This is a genomic window from Actinomadura alba (assembly GCF_014323705.1).
Lineage (GTDB): Bacteria > Actinomycetota > Actinomycetes > Streptosporangiales > Streptosporangiaceae > Actinomadura_C > Actinomadura_C alba.
In genome coordinates this window covers 61,769-88,105 of sequence record NZ_JABVEC010000029.1, presented here as the reverse complement: position 1 = coordinate 88,105, position 26,337 = coordinate 61,769, and the positions used below count along the sequence as shown (strand labels likewise).

Annotated in this window: 22 protein-coding genes; 12 read left to right on the top strand and 10 right to left on the bottom strand. The window is 70.6% G+C overall.

What is annotated here, in order from left to right; genetic code table 11:
- Window positions 1-142 precede the first annotated feature (142 nt).
- The gene (locus tag HKK74_RS29740) at window positions 143-844 is read right to left on the bottom strand and encodes a TetR/AcrR family transcriptional regulator (protein WP_187246688.1); all 702 of its coding nucleotides are present in this window, start codon (window positions 842-844) and stop codon (window positions 143-145) included.
- A gap of 561 nt (window positions 845-1,405) precedes the next feature.
- On the opposite strand from HKK74_RS29740, the gene HKK74_RS29735 reads away from it, so the two are divergent.
- Entirely contained in the window at window positions 1,406-1,735 is a 330-nt protein-coding gene (locus HKK74_RS29735; protein WP_187246687.1) for a hypothetical protein, read from the top strand.
- Between the two features lie 20 nt (window positions 1,736-1,755).
- Here the strand turns inward: HKK74_RS29735 and HKK74_RS29730 are convergent, their stop codons facing one another.
- From HKK74_RS29730 to HKK74_RS29715, 4 genes are all read right to left on the bottom strand, one after another.
- A complete protein-coding gene (locus HKK74_RS29730; protein ID WP_187246686.1) occupies window positions 1,756-2,247 on the bottom strand; it encodes a metallophosphoesterase family protein in 492 nt (163 codons plus the stop codon).
- Window positions 2,248-2,384: 137 nt separating this feature from the next.
- On the bottom strand, window positions 2,385-3,377 hold the full coding sequence (locus tag HKK74_RS29725; protein WP_222722889.1) for an aldo/keto reductase: 993 nt from the start codon (window positions 3,375-3,377) through the stop codon (window positions 2,385-2,387).
- A gap of 50 nt (window positions 3,378-3,427) precedes the next feature.
- Complete coding sequence (locus tag HKK74_RS29720; protein WP_187246685.1) at window positions 3,428-4,279, bottom strand: fumarylacetoacetate hydrolase family protein; 852 nt, start codon at window positions 4,277-4,279, stop codon at window positions 3,428-3,430.
- Between the two features lie 2 nt (window positions 4,280-4,281).
- Window positions 4,282-5,142 carry a FadR/GntR family transcriptional regulator gene (locus HKK74_RS29715; protein WP_222722888.1) on the bottom strand — a complete coding sequence of 287 codons (861 nt, stop codon included), beginning with the start codon at window positions 5,140-5,142 and terminating at the stop codon, window positions 4,282-4,284.
- Between the two features lie 273 nt (window positions 5,143-5,415).
- Here HKK74_RS29715 and HKK74_RS29710 point away from each other — a divergent pair, with 273 nt between their 5' ends.
- The 9 genes from HKK74_RS29710 to HKK74_RS29670 all read left to right on the top strand — a co-directional run bounded on the left by HKK74_RS29710 (window position 5,416) and on the right by HKK74_RS29670 (window position 15,932).
- Window positions 5,416-6,738 (top strand): enolase C-terminal domain-like protein, encoded by a 1,323-nt coding sequence (locus HKK74_RS29710; RefSeq protein ID WP_312881909.1) that lies wholly within the window; start codon window positions 5,416-5,418, stop codon window positions 6,736-6,738.
- Window positions 6,735-7,508: an SDR family NAD(P)-dependent oxidoreductase gene (locus tag HKK74_RS29705; protein ID WP_246492116.1), complete on the top strand. Its 774-nt coding sequence runs from the start codon at window positions 6,735-6,737 to the stop codon at window positions 7,506-7,508. The genes HKK74_RS29710 and HKK74_RS29705 overlap by 4 nt, the downstream gene beginning before the upstream one ends.
- 113 nt (window positions 7,509-7,621) lie before the next feature.
- Window positions 7,622-8,683: a sugar ABC transporter substrate-binding protein gene (locus tag HKK74_RS29700; protein WP_187246683.1), complete on the top strand. Its 1,062-nt coding sequence runs from the start codon at window positions 7,622-7,624 to the stop codon at window positions 8,681-8,683.
- A 13-nt stretch (window positions 8,684-8,696) separates the two neighbouring features.
- On the top strand, window positions 8,697-10,247 hold the full coding sequence (locus tag HKK74_RS41640) for a sugar ABC transporter ATP-binding protein (RefSeq protein ID WP_187246682.1): 1,551 nt from the start codon (window positions 8,697-8,699) through the stop codon (window positions 10,245-10,247).
- On the top strand, window positions 10,240-11,313 hold the full coding sequence (locus tag HKK74_RS29690; RefSeq protein ID WP_187246681.1) for an ABC transporter permease: 1,074 nt from the start codon (window positions 10,240-10,242) through the stop codon (window positions 11,311-11,313). Before HKK74_RS41640 ends, HKK74_RS29690 begins: the two co-directional genes overlap by 8 nt.
- A gap of 253 nt (window positions 11,314-11,566) precedes the next feature.
- Window positions 11,567-13,114 (top strand): AMP-binding protein, encoded by a 1,548-nt coding sequence (locus tag HKK74_RS29685; RefSeq protein WP_187246680.1) that lies wholly within the window; start codon window positions 11,567-11,569, stop codon window positions 13,112-13,114.
- Between the two features lie 50 nt (window positions 13,115-13,164).
- Window positions 13,165-13,830: a class II aldolase/adducin family protein gene (locus HKK74_RS29680; RefSeq protein WP_187246679.1), complete on the top strand. Its 666-nt coding sequence runs from the start codon at window positions 13,165-13,167 to the stop codon at window positions 13,828-13,830.
- A 197-nt stretch (window positions 13,831-14,027) separates the two neighbouring features.
- Window positions 14,028-14,900 carry an LLM class F420-dependent oxidoreductase gene (locus HKK74_RS29675; RefSeq protein WP_187246678.1) on the top strand — a complete coding sequence of 291 codons (873 nt, stop codon included), beginning with the start codon at window positions 14,028-14,030 and terminating at the stop codon, window positions 14,898-14,900.
- Window positions 14,901-14,978: 78 nt separating this feature from the next.
- A complete protein-coding gene (locus HKK74_RS29670) occupies window positions 14,979-15,932 on the top strand; it encodes an acyl-CoA thioesterase domain-containing protein (RefSeq protein ID WP_187246677.1) in 954 nt (317 codons plus the stop codon).
- Window positions 15,933-16,135: 203 nt separating this feature from the next.
- Here HKK74_RS29670 and HKK74_RS29665 read toward each other — a convergent pair whose 3' ends face one another.
- Window positions 16,136-18,394 carry a DUF222 domain-containing protein gene (locus HKK74_RS29665; protein ID WP_222722886.1) on the bottom strand — a complete coding sequence of 753 codons (2,259 nt, stop codon included), beginning with the start codon at window positions 18,392-18,394 and terminating at the stop codon, window positions 16,136-16,138.
- Between the two features lie 395 nt (window positions 18,395-18,789).
- Between HKK74_RS29665 and HKK74_RS29660 the strand changes: the two genes are divergently transcribed.
- Complete coding sequence (locus tag HKK74_RS29660) at window positions 18,790-19,911, top strand: acyl-CoA dehydrogenase family protein (protein WP_187246675.1); 1,122 nt, start codon at window positions 18,790-18,792, stop codon at window positions 19,909-19,911.
- Between the two features lie 36 nt (window positions 19,912-19,947).
- Here the strand turns inward: HKK74_RS29660 and HKK74_RS41080 are convergent, their stop codons facing one another.
- Window positions 19,948-21,027, bottom strand: coding sequence for a cellulose binding domain-containing protein (locus HKK74_RS41080; protein WP_187246674.1), 1,080 nt, complete (start codon window positions 21,025-21,027; stop codon window positions 19,948-19,950).
- 170 nt (window positions 21,028-21,197) lie between these two features.
- Between HKK74_RS41080 and HKK74_RS29650 the strand changes: the two genes are divergently transcribed.
- On the top strand, window positions 21,198-22,670 hold the full coding sequence (locus HKK74_RS29650; RefSeq protein ID WP_281398080.1) for an MFS transporter: 1,473 nt from the start codon (window positions 21,198-21,200) through the stop codon (window positions 22,668-22,670).
- 88 nt (window positions 22,671-22,758) lie between these two features.
- Here HKK74_RS29650 and HKK74_RS29645 read toward each other — a convergent pair whose 3' ends face one another.
- From HKK74_RS29645 to pdxR, 3 genes are all read right to left on the bottom strand, one after another.
- Entirely contained in the window at window positions 22,759-23,958 is a 1,200-nt protein-coding gene (locus tag HKK74_RS29645) for a L,D-transpeptidase (protein ID WP_246492115.1), read from the bottom strand.
- Between the two features lie 257 nt (window positions 23,959-24,215).
- On the bottom strand, window positions 24,216-24,677 hold the full coding sequence (locus tag HKK74_RS29640) for a PPOX class F420-dependent oxidoreductase (protein ID WP_187246673.1): 462 nt from the start codon (window positions 24,675-24,677) through the stop codon (window positions 24,216-24,218).
- Between the two features lie 197 nt (window positions 24,678-24,874).
- Window positions 24,875-26,266: a MocR-like pyridoxine biosynthesis transcription factor PdxR gene (gene pdxR / locus HKK74_RS29635; RefSeq protein WP_222722885.1), complete on the bottom strand. Its 1,392-nt coding sequence runs from the start codon at window positions 26,264-26,266 to the stop codon at window positions 24,875-24,877.
- Window positions 26,267-26,337: the final 71 nt, after the last annotated feature.

The window sequence follows — 26,337 nt, the reverse complement described above, 5'->3', positions numbered from 1 at the left end:
GGTCAATGGACGCCGGTCAGCGGACGCCGGTCAATGGACGCCGGTCAATGGACGCCGGTCAGCGGACGCCGGTCAGCGGACGCCGGTCAGCGGACGCCGGTCAGCGGACGCCGGTCAGCGGACGCCGGTCAGCGGACGCCGGTCAGCGGGCCGCCGTCGTGGGGCCGCTGGTGCCGCCCCCGGCGCCACCGGGCGAGGTGAGGTGGCCGACGACGATGTCGCCGAGCATCTGCCGGTAGTGGTCGCGCCGGGCCGGGTCGGTGAGGTCCCGCCCGAAGAGCGTGCCGAACGTGTGGCGGTTCGCCACCCGGAAGAAGCAGAACGAACTGATCAGCATGTGCAGATCGACCGCGTCGATGTCCGCGGTGAAGACGCCCTGCTCCCGGCCGGCCTCGAGGACCGTGGCGATCAGGTCGATCGCCGGGTTGGTGAGATTGGTGAGCGCCTGCGACTTGGCGATGTGCTCGGCCCGGTGGATGTTCTCGGTGCTCACGAGGCGGACGAAATCCGGATGGCTCTCGTGGTGGTCGAAGGTGACCTCGGCGAGCGTGCGGATGGCCGAGACCGGATCGAGGTGCTCCACGGCGAGCGACTGCTCGGCCACGCGGATCTCGGCGTAGGCGCTCTCCAGCACGGCGATGTAAAGCCGTTCCTTACCGCCGAAGTAGTAGTAGATCATCCGCTTGGTCGTCTGGGTGCGGGCTGCGATCTCGTCGACCCGCGCGCCGGCGTACCCGCGCTGTGCGAACTCCTCGGTCGCGATCTTCAGGATCTCGGCCTTGGTGCGCTCGGCGTCGCGTCGTCGTTCGGGGTCGACGGCGGTCGACCGCCCCGGCGGGGACATGCTGCTCCCAACTGGCCACATCGGTAAGGGGCGTTCTGAATCGGTCGATCCGAACCGGCCGGTCGGGTCGGGCCGGTCAGGATCGGCGGGTCGGGGTCGGCCGGTAGAACCGTCTTCATCGTAGTGTTCGGTGTCGCCCGCGAGGATTCGCGGTGATCGGCAGCGATTCGCGGTGATCGCAGGAATCTCATGGGAAGAGCTTTCCGTGGCCGTATCAGAGGCGTATAAGTGACGTACTAGTTCGTACATTACGTCCCTCTGGGGTGGTCACCCTTTGGCGGAGCAGCGGCGGTCCGGGTATCTGATCGGTCTCATCGGCGTTGGTGTCGGCGCATCGCTGACCCGGCACTGCACGAGCGTGAGGCGGAGCTCGCCGGGCTGCGCTACGCCTACCGGATCATCGACCTCGACGATCCGGGTCTGCGCGGGGTCGGCGTGGGCGAGCTCGTCACCGCGGCGCGACGGTTCGGCCGGACCGGCGCGGACAGCCCGAACGCGGGCTTCCTCAGAGAGGAGCCGCCTCCCTTCGGGCCGTCCGGCCCGGTGTTTATGCTCGGGTGTATGGCTACGGAGTGGTGGTCGATCGAGGTCTTCAGCGCGCAGACCTCCGCTGCCGCCTGGCGCGATTCCTATGGCCGGTCGCTCATCGAGTCCGCCCTCACCAACGGCGCCTCGGCCTGGGAGTGGCACGACCACTCCTGGGGCCTGGTGTTCGAGGTCGAGTTCGCCGACGAGGAGCAGTGGCAGGCGTGGCGTGCCCTGCCCGGAACGCGTGCCGCCCTCGACGCGGTGCCCGATCCGGTCAACGGTCTGGTGGTCTTCCGGGGTCGCGGCGGCTCGTCGGGAAACCCGGTGCCGCGAGGCCCCAGGGTGTCGCCCGGCGCGGCCTAGGCTCCGTGCCGGGATTCCGGTCAGGTGACGGGGATGATGCGCGCCTGCGTGAGACGGCCGTCGGCGATCGTGAGCACGCCCATGGTGCCGTGCGGCTGGCGGCGGCGATCGGTCGGCGAACCGGGGTTGAAGATGCGTACGCCGTCGCCGGTCTCGTCGAGTGGGATGTGGGAGTGCCCGAACACGACGAGATCGGCGTCCGGGAACCAGCGCCGCATCCGCCGGGTGCGGCCGGTCGCCGCGCCGCTGTCGTGCACCATCGCGACCGCCAGCCCGTCGAGCTCGAGCTCGAGCCGCTCGGGTGCGCCCCAGGCCGCCACGTCCGGGCCGTCGTTGTTGCCCGCGACGACGTGGACCGGGGCATAGGCGGTCAGCTCGTCGAGCACGTCGGGCGTGCACACGTCACCCGCGTGCAGGATAAGGTCCGCGTCGCGCAGGCGCTCGGCCACGCGGGGCGGGCAGAAGCGCCAGCGCCGCGGGGCGTGAGTGTCCGAGAGCACCGCCACGTTCACGCTCCCATCCTGCCCGCCGGACCGCTCGGCCGCCTCGGCGGGTGGGCGATCGGCCGGAGCGCCGGTGCCCCGTGGCGCGGCGGCTGCGGCTCTGTGGCTCCGAAGCTCCGAAGCTCCGGGACTCTGTGCTCTGCGGCTCAGCGGCCCCGTGCTTCCTGGTCGAGTTCGGCCCAGAGGTCCGCGGGGATGTCCGTGGCGGCCAGCGCGAGGTCATCGGTGATCTCCGTGGGCGTCCTCGCTCCCACCACGACACCGGTGACGGCGGGGTGCCGCAGCGGGAAGCGCAGCGCGGCGGCGGCGAGGGACACACCGTGCGCCGTGCACCGGTCGGCCATCCACCGGGCCCGGCGCAGCACCGTCGCGGGCGCGGGCGCGTAGTCGTAGTGCGCGCCGGGCCGGGGATCCGCCAGCACGCCGCTGTTGAACACCGCCGCGACCAGCACTCCGACGCCGCGCTCGGCGCACAGCGGCAGCAACTCCTCCTCGGCGCCGCGGTCGAGCAGGCTGTAACGCCCGGCCACCATGACGCAGTCGATGTCGGTCTCGGTCACGAACCGGGCCGGCATCGCCGTCTGGTTCATGCCGACGCCGATGGCGCGGACGGCACCCTCGTCGCGCAGGCGCTCGAGCGCCGGGTACGCCTCCCAGACGGCCTCGGGCCAGTGGTCGTCGGGATCGTGGATCAGCGCGATGTCGAAGGCGTCGAGTCCCGACCGCTCCAGGCTGTCGGCGAGCGACCGGTAGACGCCCTCACGTGTGTAATCGCGCCGGCGGACCAGTGAGGCACCTTCGTGGAAGGACTCGGTGCCGGGCTCGGTTCGGCCCGGCTCCAGCAGCCGGCCCACCTTGGTGGACACGACGGCCTCGGCTCTGGCGGCCGGGTCGAGGCCGGCGAGGAAGGCGCCGAGCCGCCTCTCGGCCGTCCCCACCCCGTAGTGCGGAGCGGTGTCGAAGTACCGGACGCCGCCGGCCCAGGCCGCCGCGAACGTCGCCTCGGCCGCGGCGTCGCCGACCGAGCTGAACAGCCCGCCGATCGGTGCCGTGCCCATTCCGATCCGCGTCACCGTCATGCCCCGGCGGCCGAGCGGCACCCGCGCGACGACGTCGCGCGGGGTGCCCTGGCCGCTCATCGGGCTCGCTCTCTCATGAGGCGCGCTCTCTCATGACGCGCGGCCGGCCATCAGGCCTGGCCGATGACGTGCCGTTGCCGACCGAGCCGGTCGATCTCGACCTCGACGACGTCGCCGGCCGTGAGGTACGGGATGTGATCGGCGCCGAGGGCGACCCCCGCGGGGGTGCCCGTGTCGATGACGTCGCCGGGTTCGAGCACCATGAACTGGCTGAGGTACCACACGACGTGGTGGACACCGAAGATCATGTTCTTCGTGTGGCCGTTCTGGCGGAGCTCGCCGTTGACCCACAGCCGCAACCCGAGTTCCTGCGGGTCTCCGGCCTCGTCGGGGGTCACCAGCCACGGGCCGAGCGGGTTGAAGGTCTCGCAGGACTTGCCCTTGTCCCACTGGCCGCCGCGCTCGAGCTGGAACTCGCGCTCGGAGACGTCGTCGGCGATCGCGTATCCCGCGATGACGCCGGCGGCCTCCTCGGGCGAGCCGAGATAGCGGGCGGTGCGCCCGATCACGACCGCGAGCTCCACCTCGTAGTCGGTCTTCGTGCTGCCGCGCGGCACCAGCACGGTGTCGTCGGGCCCGACCACCGTGTTGCTCGCCTTCATGAACACCACCGGTTCGGCGGGTGGCGTCGCGCCGGTCTCGGCCGCGTGGTCGCTGTAGTTGAGGCCGATGCACACGACCTTGCCGGGCCGGGCGACCGGGGCACCGAACCGCTCTCCGCCGAGGTCGACCGGGGGCAGCTCGCCGGCCTCCAGCGCGCGGCGGGCGCGCTCGATGCCGTCACCGGACAGGAACGCGCCGTCGATGTCGGTGGTCAGGGCCGAGAGGTCGTGGCCCTGCCCGTCCTCGCCGAGTACGGCGGGTCGTTCCCGCCCGGGCGGTCCGGTGCGTACGAGGCGCATGCTCACTCCTTGCTGTCGATCCGGTGATCTGGGTGATCTGTTGGGGGGTCGTTGAGGTCGTTGCGGTCGTTGAGATCGACGCCGCCGCCGGTCCCGCTCCCGGTACCACTCCCGGTCTTACCGCCGGTCTCGGTCTCGGTGTCGCCGAGCGCGGCGTGCAGCCAGTTCTCCGAGGTGTTGAGGTGCATGAGGGCGGTCGCCTGGGCCAGCGTGGGGTCGCGGGCCTCCAATGCATCGTAGATCGCCTCGTGCTCGGCGAGCGTCATGTGCGCGGCGTCGGCCTCGACCAGGCCCCGCCATGTGCGCAGTCGCAGAGTGCGCGTGGAGATGCCCTCGAGCAGCGTGGTCAGGGTCTCGTTGCCGGTCGCCGCCACGACCGCGCGGTGAAAGGCGGCGTCGAACCGGGTGAGCTTCTCCACGTCGTCGCTGGCGGCGCGCATGGCCTCCAGGTGGCCGCGGATCTCGGCGAGCCCGGCCGCAGAGATCCGGGTGGCCGCGAGCCCGGTGGCGACGGGTTCCAGCAGCCGCCGTACCTCGACGACCTCACGGAGCGCGTCGGTCCGCAGCAGTTCGATGGCCAGCCCGACCCCTTCGAGGAGCAGGCGCGGTTCCAGGCTCGTCACGTAGGTGCCGTCGCCCCGGCGGACGTCGAGCACGCGGGCGACCACGAGCGCCTTGACGGCCTCGCGCAGGGGATTGCGGGAGACACCGAGCTGCGCGGCCAGCTGTGGCTCCGAGGGCAGCCGGGATCCGGGCGGGAGCCGGCCGGACCGGATGAGCCGCCGGATGCGCGAGATGGCGACGTCGGTCAGTGATACCGGGCGCACCATGTCCTCGCCTGTGCCCGAGGGGGAGGTGCTCACGGTGCACAACCTAACAGACATCCTATGTTCGCAAAACCTTGCCCAAGTGGCGACTTGTCGCACCGGCGCATACATCGGGTTAATGGCCGGTGTGCTGCCACGTTCCTTGTCAGATGCGATGCCAGACAACAAAAGTAATGGGATGTCTGGACATGAAGCTCGATGCAGGCCTATAAAGACATCCTATGTTCAAGGGGTGCGGACCGCTACAGACCGAACCATCAGGGGGGACGACACAATGTGCGACACAGCGGCGCCGCCGCGGAAAGCCCGGTGGACGTGACTGAACTGATCTCCGCCGTCGACGCCTTCGACGTGAGGTTCCCGACCTCCCGGGATCTGGACGGGTCCGACGCGATGAACCCGGAGCCGGACTATTCGGCCGCCTACGTGGTGGTCCGTACGAGCGGTGGAGACGAGGGGCACGGGCTGGCGTTCACCGTCGGCCGCGGCAACGAGATCGAGGTCGCCGCGATACGGGCACTGGCCGCGCTCATCGTCGGCCTACCAGTGGCGGAGGCCCTCGCCGACCTCGGCGGGGTGTCGCGCAGGCTCACCGGCGACAGCCAGCTGCGCTGGCTCGGCCCGGAGAAGGGCGTCATCCACATGGCCGCCGGGGCCGTGCTCAACGCCCTGTGGGACCTGCGCGCCCGCCGGGAGGACAAGCCCCTGTGGCGGCTGCTCGCGGAGCTGACCCCGACCGAGCTGGTCGACCTCGTCGACTTCCGCTATCTCGACGACGCTCTGACCCGGCAGGAGGCGCTCGACATCCTGACCGCGAGCGCGCCGGGCCGGGCCGGGCGCGCCGAGCGGCTGGTCGCCGACGGCTACCCGGCCTACACCACCACGCCGGGCTGGCTCGGTTACACCGATGACAAGCTCGCACGGCTCGCCGCCGAGGCGGTCTCGGACGGCTTCGCCCAGATCAAGCTCAAGGTGGGCGCCGACCTGACCGACGACGTACGGCGGATGCGGCTGGCCCGCGAGGCCGTCGGTCCGGATGTGCGCATCGCCATCGATGCCAACCAGGCGTGGAACGTCGGGCAGGCGATCGAATGGCTGAGGCCCCTGGCGGAGTTCGAGCCGTACTGGATCGAGGAGCCGACCTCGCCCGACGACGTGCTCGGCCACGCCGCCATCCGCCGCCAGGTGGCCCCCATCAAGGTCGCGACCGGCGAGCACACCCACAACCGGGTGATGTTCAAGCAGCTGCTCCAAGCCGGCGCCATCGACATCCTGCAGCTCGACGCCACGCGCGTCGCCGGGGTCAACGAGAACATCGCGATCCTGCTGCTCGCCGCGAAGTTCGGCGTGCCGGTCTGCCCGCACGCCGGCGGGGTCGGCCTGTGCGAGATGGTGCAGCACCTGGCGATGTTCGACTACGTCGCGGTCAGCGGCTCCATGGACGACCGGGTCATCGAGTACGTCGACCACCTGCACGAGCACTTCACCGAGCCCGTGGTCATCCGGTCCGGCCGCTACGTCGCGCCCGAGGGGCCAGGTGCCGGTGCCATGCTCCACCCGCGGTCCCGTATCGAGTACGGCTATCCCGACGGCGCTCAGTGGGCCGGCCGGGTCCCGGAGGTGATCTCTTGAACCAGCCCATGAACGGGGAGTTCCACGGCCTGGCGGCGGTGGTGACCGGAGGCGCCTCCGGCATCGGCCTCGCCACGGCGACGCTGCTGGCCGCCCGGGGAGCCCGGGTGGCGTGCCTGGACCTGCGGCCGGAGGTACCCGAGCCGCTCGTCGGGCTGCGCGCCGACGTCACCGACGACGCCTCGGTGCGCGCGGCCGTGGCCGACGCGGCGGAGCGGCTCGGCGGCATCGACATCCTGGTCAACAACGCCGGTATCGGCGCACTGGGCGGGGTCGAGGCCAACGACGACGAGGAGTGGCATCGGGTCTTCGACGTCAACGTCGTCGGCATGGCGCGGGTGGCCCGCGCGGCGCTGCCGTACCTGCGGGCCTCCGACCACGCGGCCATCGTCAACACGTGCTCCATCGCCGCGACGGTCGGCCTGCCCGACCGGGTGCTCTACTCCGCGACCAAGGGCGCGGTGCTGTCGATGACCCGCGCCATGGCCGTCGACCTCGTTCCCGACGGCATCCGGGTCAACTGCGTGAACCCCGGCACGGCCGATACTCCGTGGATCGGCCGGCTGCTGTCGGGCGCCGACGATCCCGAGGCCGAACGGGCCGCGCTCGAGGCCCGGCAGCCTCTTGGCCGGATGGTCGCGGCGGACGAGGTCGCCGGCGCGATCGCCTACCTCGCGAGCCCGCTGTCCGGCGCCACGACCGGTACCGATCTCGCCGTGGACGGCGGCATGAACGGGCTCCGTCCCAGGCCGCGCCCCCCCGTCCCCTGAACCCGTACGAGCCGACCCGTGCTCCCTGAACTCGCGCGAGCCGGCCCGTACGGCCTGAACCAGGCGACCGACAGCCGACCATCGGGGGTCAGCCGAAAACTCGAGGAGACGCAATGAAACGTTCGAAGGCCGCCGCCGCCGGGTTCGCCCTGGTGCTGACCGCCGGTCCGCTCACGGCATGCGGCAGCGACGACTCCGGTGCCGGCGGCGCGGCCGCCAAGCCGATCGTCGGTGTGGACTACCCGCGGTCCGACACCGACTTCTGGAACTCCTACATCAAGTACGTCCCGCAGTACGCCGGCGAACTCGGCGTGGAGCTCAAGACCACGAACTCCCAGAACGACGTCGCCAAGCTCACCTCCAACGTCCAGACCTTCATCAGCCAGGGCGTGAAGGGCGTGGCGATGGCACCGCAGGACACCGCCGCCATCGCGCCGACGCTGCAGACGCTGACCGCCAAGAAGATCCCGGTCGTCACCGTCGACACCCGCCCCGACCAGGGTGACGCCTACATGGTCGTACGGGCCGACAACCGCGCGTACGGCGAGAAGGCCTGCCACTTCCTCGGCACCAAGCTCAAGGGCAAGGGCAAGGTCGTCATGCTCCAGGGCGACCTGGCGTCGATCAACGGCCGCGACCGCACCGAGGCGTTCAACGAGTGCATGAAGAAGAGCTACCCAGGCATCAAGGTGTTCGGTGAGGACACCAAGTGGGACGCCGCCGTCGCGTCGCAGAAGCTGCAGACCGACCTCACCGCCAACCCCGACATCAAGGGCGTCTACATGCAGGCGAGCTTCGCGCTCGCCGGGACCCTGCAGATCCTCAAGCAGCGTGGCCTGCTGGTGCCGCCGAGCGACCCGAAGCACGTCTTCGTCGTGTCCAACGACGGCATCCCGCAGGAGCTGAAGGACATCGCGGCGGGCAACATCGACGCCACCGTCTCGCAGCCGGCCGACCTCTACGCCAAATACTCCCTGTACTACGTAAAGGCGGCGATCGAGGGCAAGAAGTTCCAGCCCGGCAAGACCGACCACGACAGCAACATCGTCCAGGTCCGCCCCGGCCTGCTGGAGGACCAGCTGTCGGCGCCGCTGGTCACCTCCGACGGAGGTACCTACGGTGGGATCCCCAGCGTCAAGTCCGACGACAAGTCGCTGTGGGGCAACAACCTCTAGAAGGGCGGAAGAAGTGACTGAGGCGGCTACCGGGCCGGCGTCCGCCAGGGCACCGGACCCGGCGGGCCCCGCCGTGGCCGAGGCGGCGGGGGTCACCAAACGGTTCGGTGAGACGGTCGCGCTCGACCGGGTCGGCATCACCGTCCGGCCGGGGGAGACGCACGCCCTCGTGGGGCGCAACGGTGCGGGCAAGTCGACTCTCGTCTCGATCCTGACCGGGCTCCAGGAGCCGGATGCCGGCACCGTGAGCTTCGGCGGCCGCCCCGCCCCCCGGCCGTCGGAGCGGGCGGCGTGGCGCGAGCGGGTGGCGTGCGTCTACCAGAAATCCATGATCATCCCGGAGCTGACCGTCGCCGAGAACCTCTACCTCGGCCGGCCCGACCGCGGCGTGGGCGGCCTGATCAGCTGGTCCGGCATGCGCCGGAAGGCGCGGGAACTGCTCGCGACCTGGTCGGTCGACGTCGACGTCCGTACGCCCGCGGGCGAGCTGTCCGTGGAGCAGCGGCAGTTCGTCGAGATCGCGCGGGCCCTGTCGTTCGGCGCGCGGTTCATCATCCTGGACGAGCCCACCGCGCAGCTCGACGGCACGGCGATCGCCCGGTTGTTCGGCCGGATCCGGGCGCTCCAGGAGCAGGGCGTCACCTTCCTGTTCATCAGCCATCACCTGGAGGAGATCTATGAGATCTGCGACACGGTGACGGTGTTCCGGGACGCGCGGCACATCCTCAGCGCGCCGGTGGCGGAGCTGCCGCGGGCCGAGCTGGTCGCGGCGATGACCGGCGAGGCCACCGGGCTGCAGAGCGCGGCGGTTCGGCGACAGCCCCCGGCGGACGCCGGGGTCGCGCTGGACGTACGCGGGCTGTCCCACGACGACGTCTACCGGGACATCGGCTTCCAGGTCCGGGCCGGTGAGATCGTCGGGCTGGCCGGAGGCGGCGGCAGCGGCAAGACCGAGGTCGCCGAGACCATCGTCGGCCTGCGCGCCGCGAGCAGCGGCACGGTGGAGATCGACGGGAACCGGCCGCGTCCGGGGAGCGTGCCGGGCGCGCTGCGCGCCGGGGCCGGGTTCGTGCCGCAGGACCGCCACCACCAGGGGCTGGTCTCGATGATGTCGGTCGCCGACAACGCCACGATGTCGGTCCCCGGCAGGCTCGGCCGGGCCGGCTTCATCGACGGCCGCCGCCGCGACGAGCTCGCCGCGACGTTCATCTCCAACCTGGAGATCAAGACCCCCGGTCCCCGGCTGCCGGTCTCGGGGCTGTCGGGCGGCAACCAGCAGAAGGTCGTCATGGCCCGGGCGCTCGCGGGCGACCCGCGCCTGCTGGTGCTCATCACGCCGACCGCCGGCGTCGACGTGCGGTCCAAGGAGTTCCTGCTCGGCAAGGTCGAGGAGGTCGCGGGCGCCGGCACCGGCGTCGTGATCGCCTCGGACGAGCTGGACGATCTGCGCTTGTGCGACCGGGTGCTCGTGATGTTCCAGGGACGCGTCGTCGCCGAGATGGCGGCCGGCTGGAACGACCACGAACTGGTGGCCGCGATGGAAGGAGTCGACATCGATGCCTGACACCACGCCTGACACCACGCGTGAGACCACCGGGACCGTCTCGGCCGGATCCTCGTCCGAGGGTGCGGCGGCGCCGGGCGCGCGGCCGTTCGGCCCGGGCGGCGCCGTCAGCCTGGTCAGGCTGCGGGACTTCGCCCTCGTTCCCGCGATCATCGTGATCGCGATCATCGGGCAGATCGTCAATCCGATCTTCCTGCGGAGCGACAACCTCATCAACATCCTGCAGACGATGTCCGAGATCGCACTCCTCGTTCTCGCGCAGACCATCGTGCTGGTCACCGGCAAGATGGACCTGTCACTGGAGTCGACCTTCGGGCTTGCGCCGGGCGTCGCCGCATGGCTGACCGTGGCCGTCGGCGCGGGTCACGGCCTTGGCCTCGTACCGGGCGGCTGGGCCATTCCCATCACCCTCGCGGTGGGCGTGCTCATCGGGATCTTCAACGCGCTGCTCATCGTCCGGTTCGGGCTGCACGGCTTCATCGTGACGCTGGGCATGCTCATCGTGCTGCGCGGGTTGCTCACCGGGATCTCCGGCGGGCAGACGTTCTTCAACCTGCCGCCGTCGATGATGTACCTCGGCACCACGAGCTGGCTCGGCCTGCCCGTGTCGGTCTGGCTGTGTTTCGCTCTGTTCGCGGCCGGCATCGTGGTCCTCGGCCACACCTCCTTCGGCCGGGCGCTGTACGCCATCGGCGGCAATGTCGACGCCGCCAAGGCGGCGGGCATCCGCACCGACCGGGTGCTGTGGATCGCGCTGACCTCGGCCAGCGTGCTCGCGGCCCTGGGCGGGCTGCTGCTCTCTGGCCGCCTCGCGTCCGTCGCCGCCTCCCAGGGCGACGGTGCCATCTTCACCGTCTTCGCCGCCGCCGTGATCGGCGGGGTGAGCCTGAGCGGCGGCAAGGGAACCATGTTCGGCGCCTTCACCGGCATTCTGCTGCTGTACATGATCCAGAACGTGCTCACCCTGGCCGGGGTGCCCGCGCAGTGGATCGGCGCGCTCAACGGCGGGATCATCCTCGTCGCCCTCGTGCTCTCCCGCATCACCGGCGGCAAGGCCCAGGAGTGAGATCGATCAGGAGTGAGATCGATCAAGGGTGAGGCGGATTGAGACTGATGCGGTGACGGCGGTGGGGCCCGGACCGCGGCGGTAGCGTCGGGCGAGGGCGGTAGCGTCGGGCGAGGGCGAGGGCGAGCATCCGAGTGTGGGCCGAGCGCCCTCCGGTACCGCATTGCGATCGTTTAGAGTCGGGGGCCAGAGTCCGAATCGGATTCTTTTGCCGAGTCGGGCTCCAGGATTCCGCCAGGTCCCTGGAGGCGTGATGGCCGAACTGCTGCTTCCCCATGCCGATGCCACGCCGGACGAGCCGGCCCTCACCGACGAATGGGGGACGACGACTTGGCGTGAGTTCGACGAGCGCGTCAACCGGCTGATCGATGTGCTGCGCGCGCTCGGGCTCGGCGTCGGCGACACGATCGCGATCCACTCGGGCAACCGCCGCGAGTACTTCGAGCTCATGACCGCGGCGAGCCACGCGGGCCTGAACTACGCCCTGGTGAACTGGCACTGGACCGCCGACGAGCTGCGGTACGTGCTGGAGGACTCCGGCGCCGCCGTGCTCTTCTCCGAGGACCGCCTCGCCGACGTGGCCACCGCCGCATCCGAGGGACTCGACCTGACGGCCCGGGTGTCGCTCGGTGGTGAGATTCCCGGCTTCACCCCGTACGAGAAGTTCATCGCGGACGGCTCGGCCGACGAACCCGCGGACCAAGTGCTCGGCGTCACGCTGATCTACACCTCCGGCACCACCGGACGGCCCAAGGCGGTGCGGCGCAAGCAGCTCGTGACCGGTGTCCCGGTGGCCACCATGAAGCTGATCGCCGACGTCTTCGCCGAGATCCTGCTCATCCCCGAAGGCGGCCGTTCCCTGCTGGTCGGGCCGGTCTACCACTCGGCCCAGTGGCTGTGGTCGTACGGGCTGATGGTGAGCGGCCGGTCCGTCGTCATGCGGCAGGTGTTCGACGCGGCCGAGACGCTGAGGCTCATCGACGAATACCGGATCACGAACGTGCACCTTGTGCCGACCCAGTTCGTACGGCTGCTGCGGCTGGACGAGCGGACCCGCGCCGGGTTCGACGGGTCCAGCCTGGTCGCCGTCTGGCACGGGGCGGCTCCGTGCTCGCCGCAGGTCAAGCGGCGGATCATCGAATGGTTCGGCCCGGTCGTGCACGAGTACTACGGGTCGACCGAGTCGGCGGTGAACACCGTCGTCACCGCGAAGGAGTGGCTCGCCAGGCCGGGCACGGTCGGCCGGCCGCTCCCGATGACCGAGGTGCACGTGCTGCGGCCCGACGGCTCGCCCGCCACGCCGGGGGAGCAGGGCCAGCTCTGGTTCCGCTACACGAGTGGCGACGACATCGAGTACCACGGCGACGCGGACAAGACCGCCGCCATCCACCGCGACGGGCTCTTCACCACCGGCGACATCGGGTTCTTCGACGACGACGGCTATCTCTTCCTCGCCGACCGCGCCATCGACATGATCATCAGTGCCGGGGTGAACATCTATCCGGCCGAGATCGAGGGCGTGCTCATCACCCACCCGGCCGTTGCCGACGTCGCAGTCTTCGGCATCCCGGACGAGGAATTCGGCGAGCAGGTCAAGGCGGCCGTCGAGCTCGTCGAAGGCGCCGTACCGTCGGACGGGCTCGCGGAGGAGCTGATCGCGCACTGCCGGGTCTCACTGGCCGGCTACAAGGCGCCGAAATCGGTCGACTTCGTCACCGAGATGCCGCGTACCCCGACCGGAAAGCTCTACAAGCGCCTGTTGCGGGACCCGTACTGGCAGGACCGGGAGAGAGCGATCTGACCGCCCCCAGTAACGTGCGGCAGGGCGATCGGAACGACGACGGGATACGCATGCTGCTGGGAGACGAACGGCGGGAACTCTGCGAGGCAGGGCGGCAGACGGCCGAGTCGGGGCTGGTCATCGGGGCGGCGGGCAACCTCAGCGTGCGTTCCGGCGACCTGGTGGCGATCTCGCCGAGCGGTGTGGAGCTCGACCGGCTTACGCCCGAGGGCATCCCGGTCATCGACATGGAGGGCCGTGTCGTCGCGGCGGAGGGCGACGTCGTGGCGGAGGGCGGAGGCGCGCCGTCCTCGGAGACCCCCATGCATCTGGCGATCTATGCCACGACGGACGCGGCGGCGATCGTGCACACGCACTCCACCTACGGCGCCGTCGTCGCCGCCACGATGGCCGAACTGCCGCCGATCCACTACTACACCCTCCTGCTGGGCGGCGTGGTGCGGGTCGCCGACTACGCGGCGTACGGCACCCCCGAACTCGCCGGCAGCGTACGTACCGCGCTCGCCGGCCGGCGAGCGGCACTCATGGCCAACCACGGCGGCGTGGCCATCGGCGGCACGCTCGCCGAGGCGTACGAGAACGCGCGGCTGCTCGAGTGGCTGTGCGGCGTCTACGTGCGGGCCAAGACGATCGGCGAGCCCCGGCTGCTCACCGAGGCCGAGCTCGGCGAGCTGACCGAGCGCGGCTTCGGGCCGCCCGCCCTTCCTCCCCGCTAGTGTCCTGAGCCGTTGATTCGGCTGCGGTATCGAAGGCCGGCGGCGCGCGGCCATGATGACGGCCATGATGACGGCCATGATGAAAGGCACCGCGGGCACGTGTGGCAGGCCCCGGGCCGGCCACCGCGTACCTCCACTTCGCCGGCCAGAGGATGCGATCATGTGAAGATCGTGACGGCGGACGTGGAGGACTCCTCGTGAAACTCGGCCTGCAAATCTCCGACTTCACCTGGCCCGGCGGGCCGGGCCGCCTGCGCACCGATCTGGCCGAGGTCGCACGTACGGCCGAGGATGTGGGCTTCGACCGGGTCAGCGTCATGGACCACTTCTGGCAGATCGGCGTTATCGGGCCGCCCGAGCACGAGATGCTCGAGGCCTACACCACCCTCGGTTACCTCGCCGGTCAGACCTCGCGGGTCAAGCTCCTGACCCTGGTGGGCGGTGTCGTCTACCGCGAGCCCGGCCTGCTCGCCAAGGCCGTCAGCACGCTCGATGTGCTCTCCGGCGGTCGGGCCATGCTCGGCCTGGGCGCCGCCTGGTTCGAGGAGGAGGCGCGCGGGCTCGGCCTGCCGTTCCCGCCGCTGGCGGAGCGATTCGAGCGGCTGGAGGAGGCTCTGCAGATCTGCCTGCGGATGTGGGCCGACGACGATGGTGCCCACCACGGCGACCACTACCGCCTGGACCGCACGCTCAACGTCCCGCAGCCGCTGTCGCGGCCGCACCCGCCCATCCTCATCGGCGGCTCGGGGGAGAAGAAGACCCTGCGCCTCGTCGCGAAGTACGCGCAGTCGTGCAACCTGTTCCCCGGCCCCGACCTCGGGCGCAAGCTCGACGTGCTGCGCGAGCACTGTGAACGCGAGGGCACCGACTACGACGCGATCGAGAAGACCGTGCTGTTCGACTTCGCCGTGGGCGCGCGCGGAGAGAACGCCGGGGCCATCGTCGACGCGCTGGGCGGCCTGGCCGAACAGGGCTTCCAGGTCGCGCACGGCATTATCAAGGACGTCTCGTCGCTCACGGCCCTCGAGGTACTCGGCCGCGAGGTGATTCCGGCGGCCGAGTCCCTCTGACGCCGGTCTCGGGTCCCTGGGAGCCGACCACTAGAATTCCGCTCTAGTTCAGTGGCCGGCGGTCCAGGAGGCGAAGACATGGCGGAGCGTGAGGCGTCGGAGGCCTTCCTCACCGCGGAGGCCTTCTTCACCGCGAAGGGCTTCTTCACCGCGAAGGGCGACGAACTGATTCCCGCGCCGCACGCGCGCGGACCGTGGGCGCCGGACATGCTGCACGGCCGGCTGCTCGGCGGGCTCCTCGCCCGGCAGCTCGAGCGAGAGCACGCCGAGGAGCACCTGCGGTTCGCGCGGCTGACCGTGGACCTGTTCCGCAACACCCCGCTGGTCCCCGTACGAGTGGAGACCGAACGGATTCGGGACGGGCGGCGGATCCGGGTCGCGGACGCCGTCGCGTACGGCCCGGACGGCCCGGTGGCGCGCGCCTCCGCGGTGCTGCTGCGCCGCGGGGAGCAGCCGCCCGGACAGGTGTGGAGCGCGCCAGCGTGGAACGTGGCGGCGCCCGACGATCCGGACGCCGATCTCGCGCCACGGTTGCCGGGAGTCTCCTTCGACTTGTGGCCGGTCAACGGCGATGGGGACGGCGACGGCGACGGGGACGGCGACGGCGACGGGGACAGGGACGGCGACGGCGACGGGGACAGGGGCGGGGACAGGGACGGCGACGGGGACGGGGCCGGGGACGGGGCCGGGGACGGCGACGGCTTCGAGTGGGCGAGCGCGAAGCGGCGCCGGGCGTGGCTGCGTGAGACACATGAGCTCGTCGACGGCGAGCCGCTGTCGCCGTTCGCCCGGGTGGCACTCGCCGCCGACTTCGCCAGCCCCATGGCCAACTTCGGATCGGCGGGCCTCGGCTTCATCAACGCCGACTACACCCTCACCCTGAGCCGGCTGCCGCTCGGCGACTCGATCGGCCTCGAGACCACCGGTCACCTCAGCGAGGAGGGCGTGGCGACAGGGCAATGCGCTCTCTACGACACGACGGGGCCGATCGGCTACTGCGTCGTCGCGGCGGTCGCCAACCCAATCGCCTGAGGACCCCGTTGTTCCAGGAGCAGGCGCGGGGGAGTCCGCGCCGAACGGGTCTGCCGCCCATAAGAGCGGTCGCATCACCCTTGACGAGAAGCCTTCCCCGCGAAGCGGCCTCACCTCGCCGAAGGTGTTGACCCGATACACCGTCGAGCCCCGCCGGTCCCCGGGTGGCGTTGTCCTGCCCGGGCAGGTCGCCCGGGTGCTGGTCAGGGGCCTTGGGGTTGTGCGTCGTTCTCGCATCCGTCTCCAGACCGGTCGCGGTGGCCGTTGACCTTGCCCTGGCCGGACCCCGAGCCGCGCGTGAAGCCGGAGCCGGCGGCCGAAACACGACCCGAGCGAGTGCCAGACCCAGGCGTGGAGCCGAAACCCGAGCCGGGATAGGCGAAGGGGTAAGGAGGTGGACCAGGCGGCAGCAGAACAATGATGAGTCGGCCTTGCGAGTCGATCTGTTCTTGCACGCGGTGGGGGTGTTGTTCGAGCCACTGGTTGTGGAACGAGCACAAGGGGGCCAGATGATCGATGTCAGTGGGCGTTCCGCCCTTCCAGCCTGAGCCGGTGTGGTGGATCTCGCAAAGGCGGGCGGGTATCTCGCATCCCTGCACGCCGCAGGTGTCGTAGAGCGCTTCCAGTACCTGGCGCTGGTAGCGGGTGGCGAAGCGAGTGGTGCGCCCGAGATACAACGGCCGGCCGTCGGATCCGAGAATGAGCGGCGACACCCCGGCTGAAAGGGCGATCTGGCGGGCGCGCTCAGGACTGATGCGGCCGCCTCCGGCCCATCGCGCGGACGGACCTCGAGCGGCCCTGCCACCTTCACCGCCGTCGCCTCCAGCACTGTGGTCGGCTCCAGCAGTGTCGCCGCCTCCGGCCCATCGCGCGGACGGACCCCGAGTGGCCCTGCCACCTTCACCGCCGTCGCCTCCAGCACTGTGGTCGCCTCCAGCACAGTGGGCGGCTTCAGCACTGTCGCCGCCTCCGCGACTACGTCCGCTGTGGCGGCCTCCGCCAACTCTCCCGCGATAGCCGTTCGTCTTATTGATCCCGCCACCGGCGCACCGCTCAGACGACCGATCACTGCTGCGGCTCGCATCGCCGATGGTCCCGCCAAGGGTCCTGCTCGTGTCGCTGCCGCCTCCGCCGTCGCTGGCGGTGTGGCCGTCGCGATCATCGTCGTTCAAGGCGCGGTCGTCGCGGCTCGCGCGGTCGTCGTCCTCAACGCCGCTGGAGTCGGTGCCGGTCTTCGCCTTGGCGCTAGAGCCGGCGTCGGCCTTGGCGCTAGAGCCAGCGTCGGCCTTGGCGTAGGCATCGTCGCTGTCGCTGTCGCTGTCGCTGTCGCTGTCGCTGCTCCAGGCGCAAGTCGTCATGTCGCTACCGCAGGTGTCGTCGCGACCGTTGGCAGAGGCGAGGTCTTCGGCGGTCCCGTTCCGGTTGGCGTTGCTGTTGCTGTTGCCGTTGCAGTTTCTGTGGGCGCCGTTCCGATCGCTGCTGCTGCCGCTGCTGCCACTGGTGCCGGTGCCGGTGCCGAAGGCGTCGGTGTTCGTGTTGCCGCCTTCATTGCAGTTGCCGCTGCCATTCATGTCATCGCAGCCGGTGGCGTCGCTGTCATTGGCGGGGGCGCCCGCGTCGTTGCCGACGTCGGCGTTCGTGTTGTCGCTGCAGTTGCCGTTGCTGTTACCGCTGTCGCGATGGCTGCCGGTAGCGTCGGGGCAGTCTGCGCCATTGGCGTCGCCGTTGGTACTGCCCGCCTCGCCGCCGGGGCTGTCGTCCGCGCAGTCGTCCCCTTCACCCGTGTCGCCGCTTCCGGCGTTGGGGCTGGTGCGGGACCCGATCAAGGTCTCCAGGTTGATGATGAGGGTCGCATTGGTGCGGCGGTGGCCCTGGGACAGCAGGCTGAACAGGGCGTCGGCGGTGCGTTGTGGATGGTCGCGGTCGTCGGTGCGGCCGGCCGGGGTGGTGAGGGGCTCGACGGTGCCGTCCCAGACGGCGGTGTGCTCGGCGGAGATCCATCCCTTGACGAACGCGCCCCCGTCCAAAGAACGGGATCGAGCGATCCAGGAGCGTTGGTAGCCGCGCCGGGTCTCTTCGGGCGGGGGTTCGGTGCCATTGCGTTCGGCGATGACTTCCTTGATGCGGACTCCGGCCTTGGCGACGTGACCGGCACTGACGCCCTCGTCAGCCAGATCGAGCAGGATCTGCTCACCGGCCTCGGCGTCGGTGTCGTCGATGCGGTTGAGGGCTTCGGCGATGGTCGACGCGTAGCCGTAGGAGAGCTGCTGTGTCCGTAGGCGTTCGGCCGTCTGGGTGAGCCGCGCGAGTTGCCGTGCCAGGGTGAGCCGTTCCTTTGCCCGGCTGTCGCGCATCCCGAGTCTGTCGCGCAGCCAGGCCGAGGTGCACGTATATCCCCACTGACGTACCTCACCCGAGGTGTCGACTCGTCGGACCAGGGTGGCCAACGCCGCCTCGCTCATGTCGATGGCACCGCCGAGCCGCTGGGTCAGTTCCATGCAGGCGGCGGCCGAGTCCGGCGCCCTCCGGGCCGCCAGTTCGGATGCGCACGCCGCGACCGCCTCCACCAGTTCGGTGAGGGTCGCTTCGCTGAGCTCGGATGCGGTCGGTGGCACGCCCATAACACTAAGCGACCCCGCCGACAGAATTCGAACAAACGCTCGAAGGATCATGGGTCGCCCAGTGACAGCGCCGGTTCGCCACAGTCGCGCACCATGACCGGCCCTGAGTGGTTCAAGCGGGACCTGGTCTCGTACGGCTCCTCGGCGTCGCGAATGATCTAAGAGGCGCTCCATGTCGGCGGCCGTCCCGGATAGCATATGAGTCAAGCAAGCGTCAGCTTGGTTGTGAGGGCGGCATGGAGCTCGTGGTCACCGAGGAGCACCGGGCGCTGCGCGCGACGCTGCGCCGGTTCTTCGCCGAGACGTCTTCAAGTGCGGAGGTCCGGCGGCTCATGGCCACCGCCGACGGCTACGACCCGGCGGTGTGGGCGCGGATGGGCGGAGAGCTCGGGCTCCTGGGGATGGCGATCCCCGAGGAGTACGGCGGTGCCGGCTGCGGCCATCGCGAGCTGGCGGTCGTGATGGAGGAGATGGGCCGGGTACTGCTCTGCGCCCCGTACCTCGCCAGTGCCGTGCTGGCCGCCGACGCGCTGGTGACGGCCGGTGATGAGGCCGCGAAGGGAGAGCTGCTGCCCGGTGTCGCGGCGGGGACCACCATCGCCACGCTCGCCTGGACCGAGGACGACGGCCGCTGGGAGATCGACCGGGTGCGCATGACGGCGTCAGCGCGGGCCTACGGCGGCTGGGCGCTCGACGGCGCCAAGTCGTACGTCCTCGACGGGCATGTCGCGGACCTGGTGCTCGTCGCGGCGCGGGCCCCGGCCGGCCTGTCGCTGTTCGCCGTGGACGGCCGTGCGCCGGGGCTCGTCCGCACCGGGCTGCCGACGCTCGACGAGACCCGGAAGCTGGCACGGCTGCGGTTCACCGGCGTACCCGCCAGGCTGGTCGGTGTGGAGGGGGGCGCGGCGGCGGCGCTGCGCGCGACCTTGGATCGGGCCGCCGTGGCGCTCGCCGCGGAGCAGCTCGGCGGCGCGCAGCGGGTGCTGGACATGAGCGTGGAGTACGCCAAGGTCCGCCGTCAGTTCGGCCGCCCGATCGGCGCGTTCCAGGCGGTCAAGCACAAATGCGCGGACATGCTCGTGGCGGTCGAGTCGGCCCGTTCCGCCGTGATGTACGCGGCGGCGGTCGCCGACGACGACCCGGGCGAGCTGCCGGCGGTGGCCGCGCTGGCGAAGGCCTACTGCTCCGAGGCCTATCGCGACGCCGCCGGCGAGAACATCCAGATCCACGGCGGCATCGGCTTCACCTGGGAGCACGACGCGCACCTGTACTTCAAGCGCGCCACGTCGGCGCGGCTGCTCTTCGGCGATCCGGACCACCACCGGGAACTGCTCGCCCGCCGGATCCTCGGTCGTTGACGCGGGCGGCCACCGGGCCGGGGGCCGCCGCCCGCGTCACGTGGCGGCGCAGACAGGACTGCCCGCCATGCCGGCTCCGTCGCCGTCGGCGAGGAAGCCGAACGTCGTGGTGGCCCCGGTGCCCAGGGCTCCGTTCCAGCTCAGGTTCCTCGCGGTCACGGTGGAGCCGCTCTGGGTGAGGGCGCTGTTCCACGACTGGGTGATCCGCTGCCCACCGGCGAAGCCGAATGTGACAGTCCAGGCGGAGATGGGCGCGCTCCCGGTGGCGGTGACCGTCACCTCGCCCTGGAAGCCGCCCGCCCACTGGCCGACGACCCGGTCCGCCGCCTGGCAGGTCCGGCCGCCCGCCGGCGGCGTCGGCGTCGGTGTGGGTGTGGGTGTGGGGGTCGGAACGGTCGGTGGCGGGGTGCCGTCCAGGAGCGCGGTCAGTGCCGGATACCAGCGGTCGGCCATTTTCTGGTCGCCGCCGCCGTTCGGGTGCACGCCGTCATAGGTGTCGGACGCGGTGCTGAACCCGGCCCATTGGTCCACGACGGTGATCGGTGAGCGTGGTGTGCTCTGTGCGGCGGCCCAGGCGGGGATGGCGTCGTTGAGCGAGACGACCCGCCGCCCGCAGTCCGCGCAAGTCGCGGGGTTCATCGGGATGATCTTGGCGACCAGGATCCTCATGGCGGGATTGCTCGTCCGCATCTGCGCGACCAGTGTCGTTAACGCGTTGAGGATCTCGGTGTTCGACCGACCGCTCCACACGTCGTTCGTACCGAGGTGCATCATCACGATGTCGGGGCGGGTGGCCGCGAGCCAGCCGGGCAGCTGCCCCTGGGCCGCCAGGTTGGTCGCGAGAATTCCGCCGTGGCCCTCGTTGTCGCCGTCATGGGCCTGGCCGCAGCCCTGTGGCGGAAGCGTGCCCACGAAGTCGATGTCGGTGTGGCCGCCGCTCTGCAGCCTGTTCCACAGGATGGAGCGCCAGCACCCGGGCGAGCCGGTGATCGAGTCGCCCAATGGCGTGATCTTCACGGCCGCCGCGTGCGCGGACACGACCGGACCGGCGATCACGAGGGCGAGACCCAGCAACAGACCGGCGAGGGTCGTGGAGACCACCTGGCGTTTCGGCATGACCACACCCCTGGGTGCTGTGGAGTCGTGTTCCGAGCGTGTGGGAGCGCTCCCACACTGCTGAAGCTATGGGCGCCCGAGAGTGGCGTCAAGTGGACCTTTTCACGGTTTCACCCGTCCGGTCGCGCAACCGTCTTCCATGATCGGATTAGAACCTGTTCCATTGGCACATGGCCTCAGCAGAGCTGTCCCGATCGGTGCGAATGGGCTACGGTGTCGGCTCTTTCTGCGCCGGGACCTTCTCGACCGTTCCCGGGTTGCTGCTCCTCTACTACCTGACCAACGTGCTCGCCGTGCCGGCTGTGCTGGCCGGCTTCGTGGTGTTCCTCCCCAAGCTTTGGGATCTGGTGATCAACCCGTACGTCGGTCGGCTGTCCGACCGTACGGCTTCCAGACGGCCATGGCTGCTGGCGGGGGCGGCGACCCTGCCGGCGGCGTTCGTGCTGACGTTCGCCGGGCCGTCGGTACGCGGTGACGTCGCCGCGCTCTACGTCGGCGGATGCTTCTTCCTCGCCGCCACGGCCTACGCGCTGTTCGAAGTGCCCTACAAGGCGATGCCGGCCGAGATGACCGACGACTACCACGAGCAGTCCGGGCTCCTGACCTGGCGCATGGCCTTCCTGGGCATGGCGATCCTGCTGTCCGGCGGGCTGGCGCCGGCGCTCGTCAACCACCAGGGCGACACGGCCACCATCGGGGGTTACCGGCTCATGGGGCTGGTCATCGGCGGCGTGCTGCTGGTGTCGATGGTCGCGACCTACTTCGGCACCGCCAAGGCACCGCGCATCGCCAGGGCCGAGGCCGACCGGGTGCCCCTGCGCGCGCAACTCGCCGCGGCGCGCGGCAACCGGACCTTCCTGAACCTGCTCGGCTTCAGCTGTGCCCAGATGCTCGCCGTCGGCATGATGCTTGCGGGCGCGCCGTACTTCGCCACCTATGTGCTCGACAGCACCGGTGCGGTGACCACGCTGTTCCTCGCGCTGGTCGGGCCCATCATCATCACCATGCCGGTGTGGGTACGGCTGTCGCGCCGGATGGACAAGCGCGGTGCGATGGTGCTGGCGTCCGTCCTGTTCCTCATCGGCGCGGTCGGGCTGAGCCTGGCGCCGTTCCTCGGGGCCGGCTACGCCTACCTGGTCGTCGTCGTGATCGGCGTCGGCTATGCCGGGATCCAGCTCCTGCAGTTCTCGATGCTGGCGGACACTCTCACTGCCGACGCGCTCCGGTCACGGGCGCGACGGGCCGGGGTGTTCACCGGATTGTGGACCGCCGCCGAGACGGTGACGTTCGCGTTCGGCGCGCTGTTGCTCGGCTGGATGCTGGGCCTGGCCGGCTTCGTCTCCTCGGATGCCGACGAGGTCGTCCCGCAGTCCGACAGCGCGATCAACACCGTCGTGATCGGTGGCACCGTCGTGCCCGCCGTCCTGATGGCGGTCGCCGTCTGTCTGATCCTGCGGTACGACCTGACCGCTCAGCGGCTGGCCGCGCTGCACGCCACGGCGGCATCCGCGGAGATGGGTACGGGGACGGGAACCGACACGGAACCGGGCACGGGACCGGGCACGGACGCGGGAACGGGCACGGACGCGGGAACGGGCAGCGACACCGAAACGGGCGCCACCCCGGCCCACGGCGGCGCGTGACCGGGGTCCTGTGCCGCCATGCACCGGGCGAGGCGCCGGCCGCGCGTTCCCGGAACAGCGACGGCGGTCGCGAGGTCCGGCGCGATGATCAGCTCGGCGTCGCCGACGCCGCACCCGCGCCGGCGTTGACCGGCTTGCCGAGCGCGCTGCCCTTCAGCCACTCGTCCCAGGACTTCGCCCAGGGCGTCGGGCCGTTGCCGAAGCGGAGCTTCCGCGTGGTGCCGGTGACCTCGATGATGTCGCCGCGCCGCGTGAAGTCGTAGAACCAGCGGGCGTTCTCGGGGCTGGCGTTGACACAGCCGTGGCTGACGTTGGAATTGCCCTGCGCGCCGGTGGACCACGGGGCCGAGTGGAAGAACGTGCCGCTGTAGGTCATGCGGACGTTCCACTTGGTCGGGGTGCGGTATTCCCCGGGGTTCCCGGTCGTCGCCGAGTCCATCACCATCGCCGGGTTCTTCTCCTGAGCGATCATGATGCCCGAGTAGCTGTCGTCTCCCGGCTTGCCGAGGCTCACCGGAATCGTCCTGACGGTCTTTCCGCCCTCGGTGACCGTCGCCTCGTGCTTCTTGGCGTCGACCTTGGTGATGTGCCGCTCGCCCACGGTGAACTGGAGCGACCGGTCCTTGACGCCCCACAGCCCGTCGCCGGCCTTGACCCCCGCGAGGTGGGCGATGACCTCGACCCTCTGGCCGGTGGCCCAGTACTCACGCGGCCGGAACTGCACCTCACGGTCGCTGACCCAGCTCCACGCGCCCTCGACCGGCTGGGACATCTTCACTTCCAGGGAGCGCTCGACCGCCGCCCTGGCGTCCTTATCGGTCACCGGCTGCGACAGCAGCAGCTGTACGGGCATGCCCACGCCGACCTTCTCGCCGTCCAGCGGAGACATGCCGCTCTCGAGCCGGCGAGCCGGGGTCAGCGTGCTGAAGCTCGCCTTGCCCGCGACCTGCTTGCCGTCCTCGCCCGTCGCCCGTGCGTCGATCGTGTAGGTCGTGGCCGGGGCGAGAGTCCATCGGGTCCGCCACGAACGCCCGTCGGCCGCGAGGCTTCCCGCCGCTTTGCGTCCCTTGGCGTCGGCCACGGTGACCTGGGTGAGCTTCCCGTCGGTGACCTTCACGATCGTGCCGGTGTCGGGTGCGACCTTCTGTGTGCCATTGGCCGGAGTGAACGTCAGCACGGCCGGTTTCCTCTTCTCGCCGAGGCCGCCCGGCCCGGACGAGCACCCGACGGCCATGACCGCGGCCACCACCAGCGTCATCGGCAGTGTCACCGGCAGTGTCACTGGCATCGTCCGCCGCCACATCAGCACCACAGCTCCCTCGGCAGCTCGACTCGGCGGGACCTCCTCGGCTCCCGCCGCGGGGTTCCCTCGTCTGTCGTCTCGCCTGACGTCAGCTCGGGTCCGTCCCAATGTACGACGCTTACCGAGCAGCTCTTGTTCGGTTCTGTGGCGGTGATCTCAGTCGCGTACGGAAAGCGGCGTGGCCCCGGGACGCCCCCGGAACCGGGCCGTCCGGGGGCGGTGCCGTGCTCAGTACTCCCGGGTCACGCCAGGTCAGGCGGGAACCCGCCCGTGGCGACCGGGCCCCAGCGTTCCGGCGTGACGCGCAGCAGCGACTTGTTCTGCCGGACCATGGCCTGGCGGTACTCATCCCAATCAGGGTGCTCGCCGGAGATCGAGCGGAAGTAGTCGACCAGCGGCTCGGTGGCCTCGGGCATGTCGATGACCTCCGCGGTGCCGTCGACCTGCACCCACGGCCCGTCGAAGTCGTCGGAGAGCACCACGACGCTGACCCGGGCGTCCCGGCGTGCGTTGCGGGCCTTGGCCCGCGCCGGGTAGGTCGAGATCACGATCCGGCCCTCGTCGTCGACGCCGCACGTCACCGGAGAGGCCTGCGGGCGGCCGTCGGCCCGGGTAGTGATCACCACGGCCCGGTGCCGGGGCCGGAGGAACTCGACGAGTTCGTCGCGGCCGACGGTCGTGTTGGTTGCGATGTTCGGGCTCATCCGACCAGCCTAGACGGCGGTTCCGGAGCCGCCGCCGACCGGTTCGCCGAACACGGTTCGCGGAACACGGGGCGCGGAACACGGGGCGCGGAACACGGGGCGCGGAACACGGGGCGCGAAACGCCGAACACGAGGCGTGAGACGCGAGGCGTGAGGCATGAGCGTGAGGCGTGAGACGTGAGACGCGAGACCGCCGGTCAGAGCCCTCGCAGGACGCGTGCCATCGTGTCGAGCGCGGCGGGGTAGGCGCCTTCGCCGGGCGTGCCGTAGCCGATGATGAGGCCTTGCGGCCGGTCACCAGGGGTGTGCCAGTGGCTGCCCAGGTCTCCCAGGGCGAGTCCCTGGTCCGCCGCGTCGGTGAGTATCCGCTCTTCGCTCGGCCCGGTCGCGGGCAGGCTGATCATCACATGGAGGCCGGCGGCGATCCCGTACACGGTGAAGCGCCGTTCGGAACGCGGCCCGAGGCGGCTGATCAGCAGGTCCCTGCGCCGCCGATACCGCAGCCGGCAGGCGCGAATGTGCCGTTCGTAGGCGTGGCTCGCGATCAGGTCGGCGAGGGTGAGCTGGCCGATGGTCTCGGTGTGCATGACGGTGTGCCGCTTGGCCTCCGTCACCGGTTCGATGAGGCGCTCGGGCAGCACCATCCAGCCCAGCCGCAGCGCCGGTCCCAGGGTTTTCGAGGTGGTGCCCACGTAGGCGACGTGGTCCGGTGCCATGCCCTGGAGCGCGCCGACGGGCTGCCGGTCGTAGCGGAACTCGCCGTCGTAGTCGTCCTCGATGACCAGGCCGTCGCGTGCCCCGGTCCATTCGGCGACGGCATGGCGGCGCTGCGGGTGCAGGGTGACCCCGGTCGGGTATTGGTGCGCCGGTGTGACGACGACGGCTCGTACGTCCGAGAAGGCGGCGGTCGAGAGCAGGTCGGTACGGGCACCGCGCTCGTCGACCGGGAGTGCGACGACGCGGGCACGAGCGTGGCGCACCACGTCGCGGTGGAAGCTCAGGCCGGGGTCCTCCATGGCGATCGTCGCCGGAGCGACACCGCCGATCACGTCGGCGAGCAGGGCGAGCGCGTGTACGTAACCGGAGGTGATCACGATCTGTTCGGGCGTGGTGAGGACGCCGCGGGCGCGCCCCAGGTACTCGGCGAGGGCGGTGCGCAGTTCGATGCGGCCGCGTGGGTCGCCGTAGTCGTAGGCGGCCGCCGGAGCGTGGTCCAGTGCGCGCCGGGTGGCCCGGAGCCAGGCGGCGGTGGGGAACGCCGAGACATCGGGGCTTCCCGGCCGCAGGTCGTAGCGGGGCGGCGGCGCCTCCGACACCGGCCGCTTCGCGGGCGCCCGGATCTCGGGCCGGCCGGTGACCACCGTGCCCGATCCCGTCCGTGCGCTCAGATAGCCCTCGGCGATCAGTTGGTCGTAGGCGGCGCTGACCGTGCCGCGCGCGATGTTCAGCTCGGCGGCGAGCGCCCGCGTGGAGGGCAACCGGGTCTGTGCCGCCAGACGGCCGGTCCGGATGGCCTGGCGGAGGGCACGCTCGAGGCCCGATCGGCGCCCGAACGCCGGATCGAGCTCCAGGTGCAGGTCGACCCCCAAAGTGGTCCAATCGATCGACGGTCAAATGGACCTTAGCGCAGATCCATTCGTTACCTAGAGTCGCCGTCATG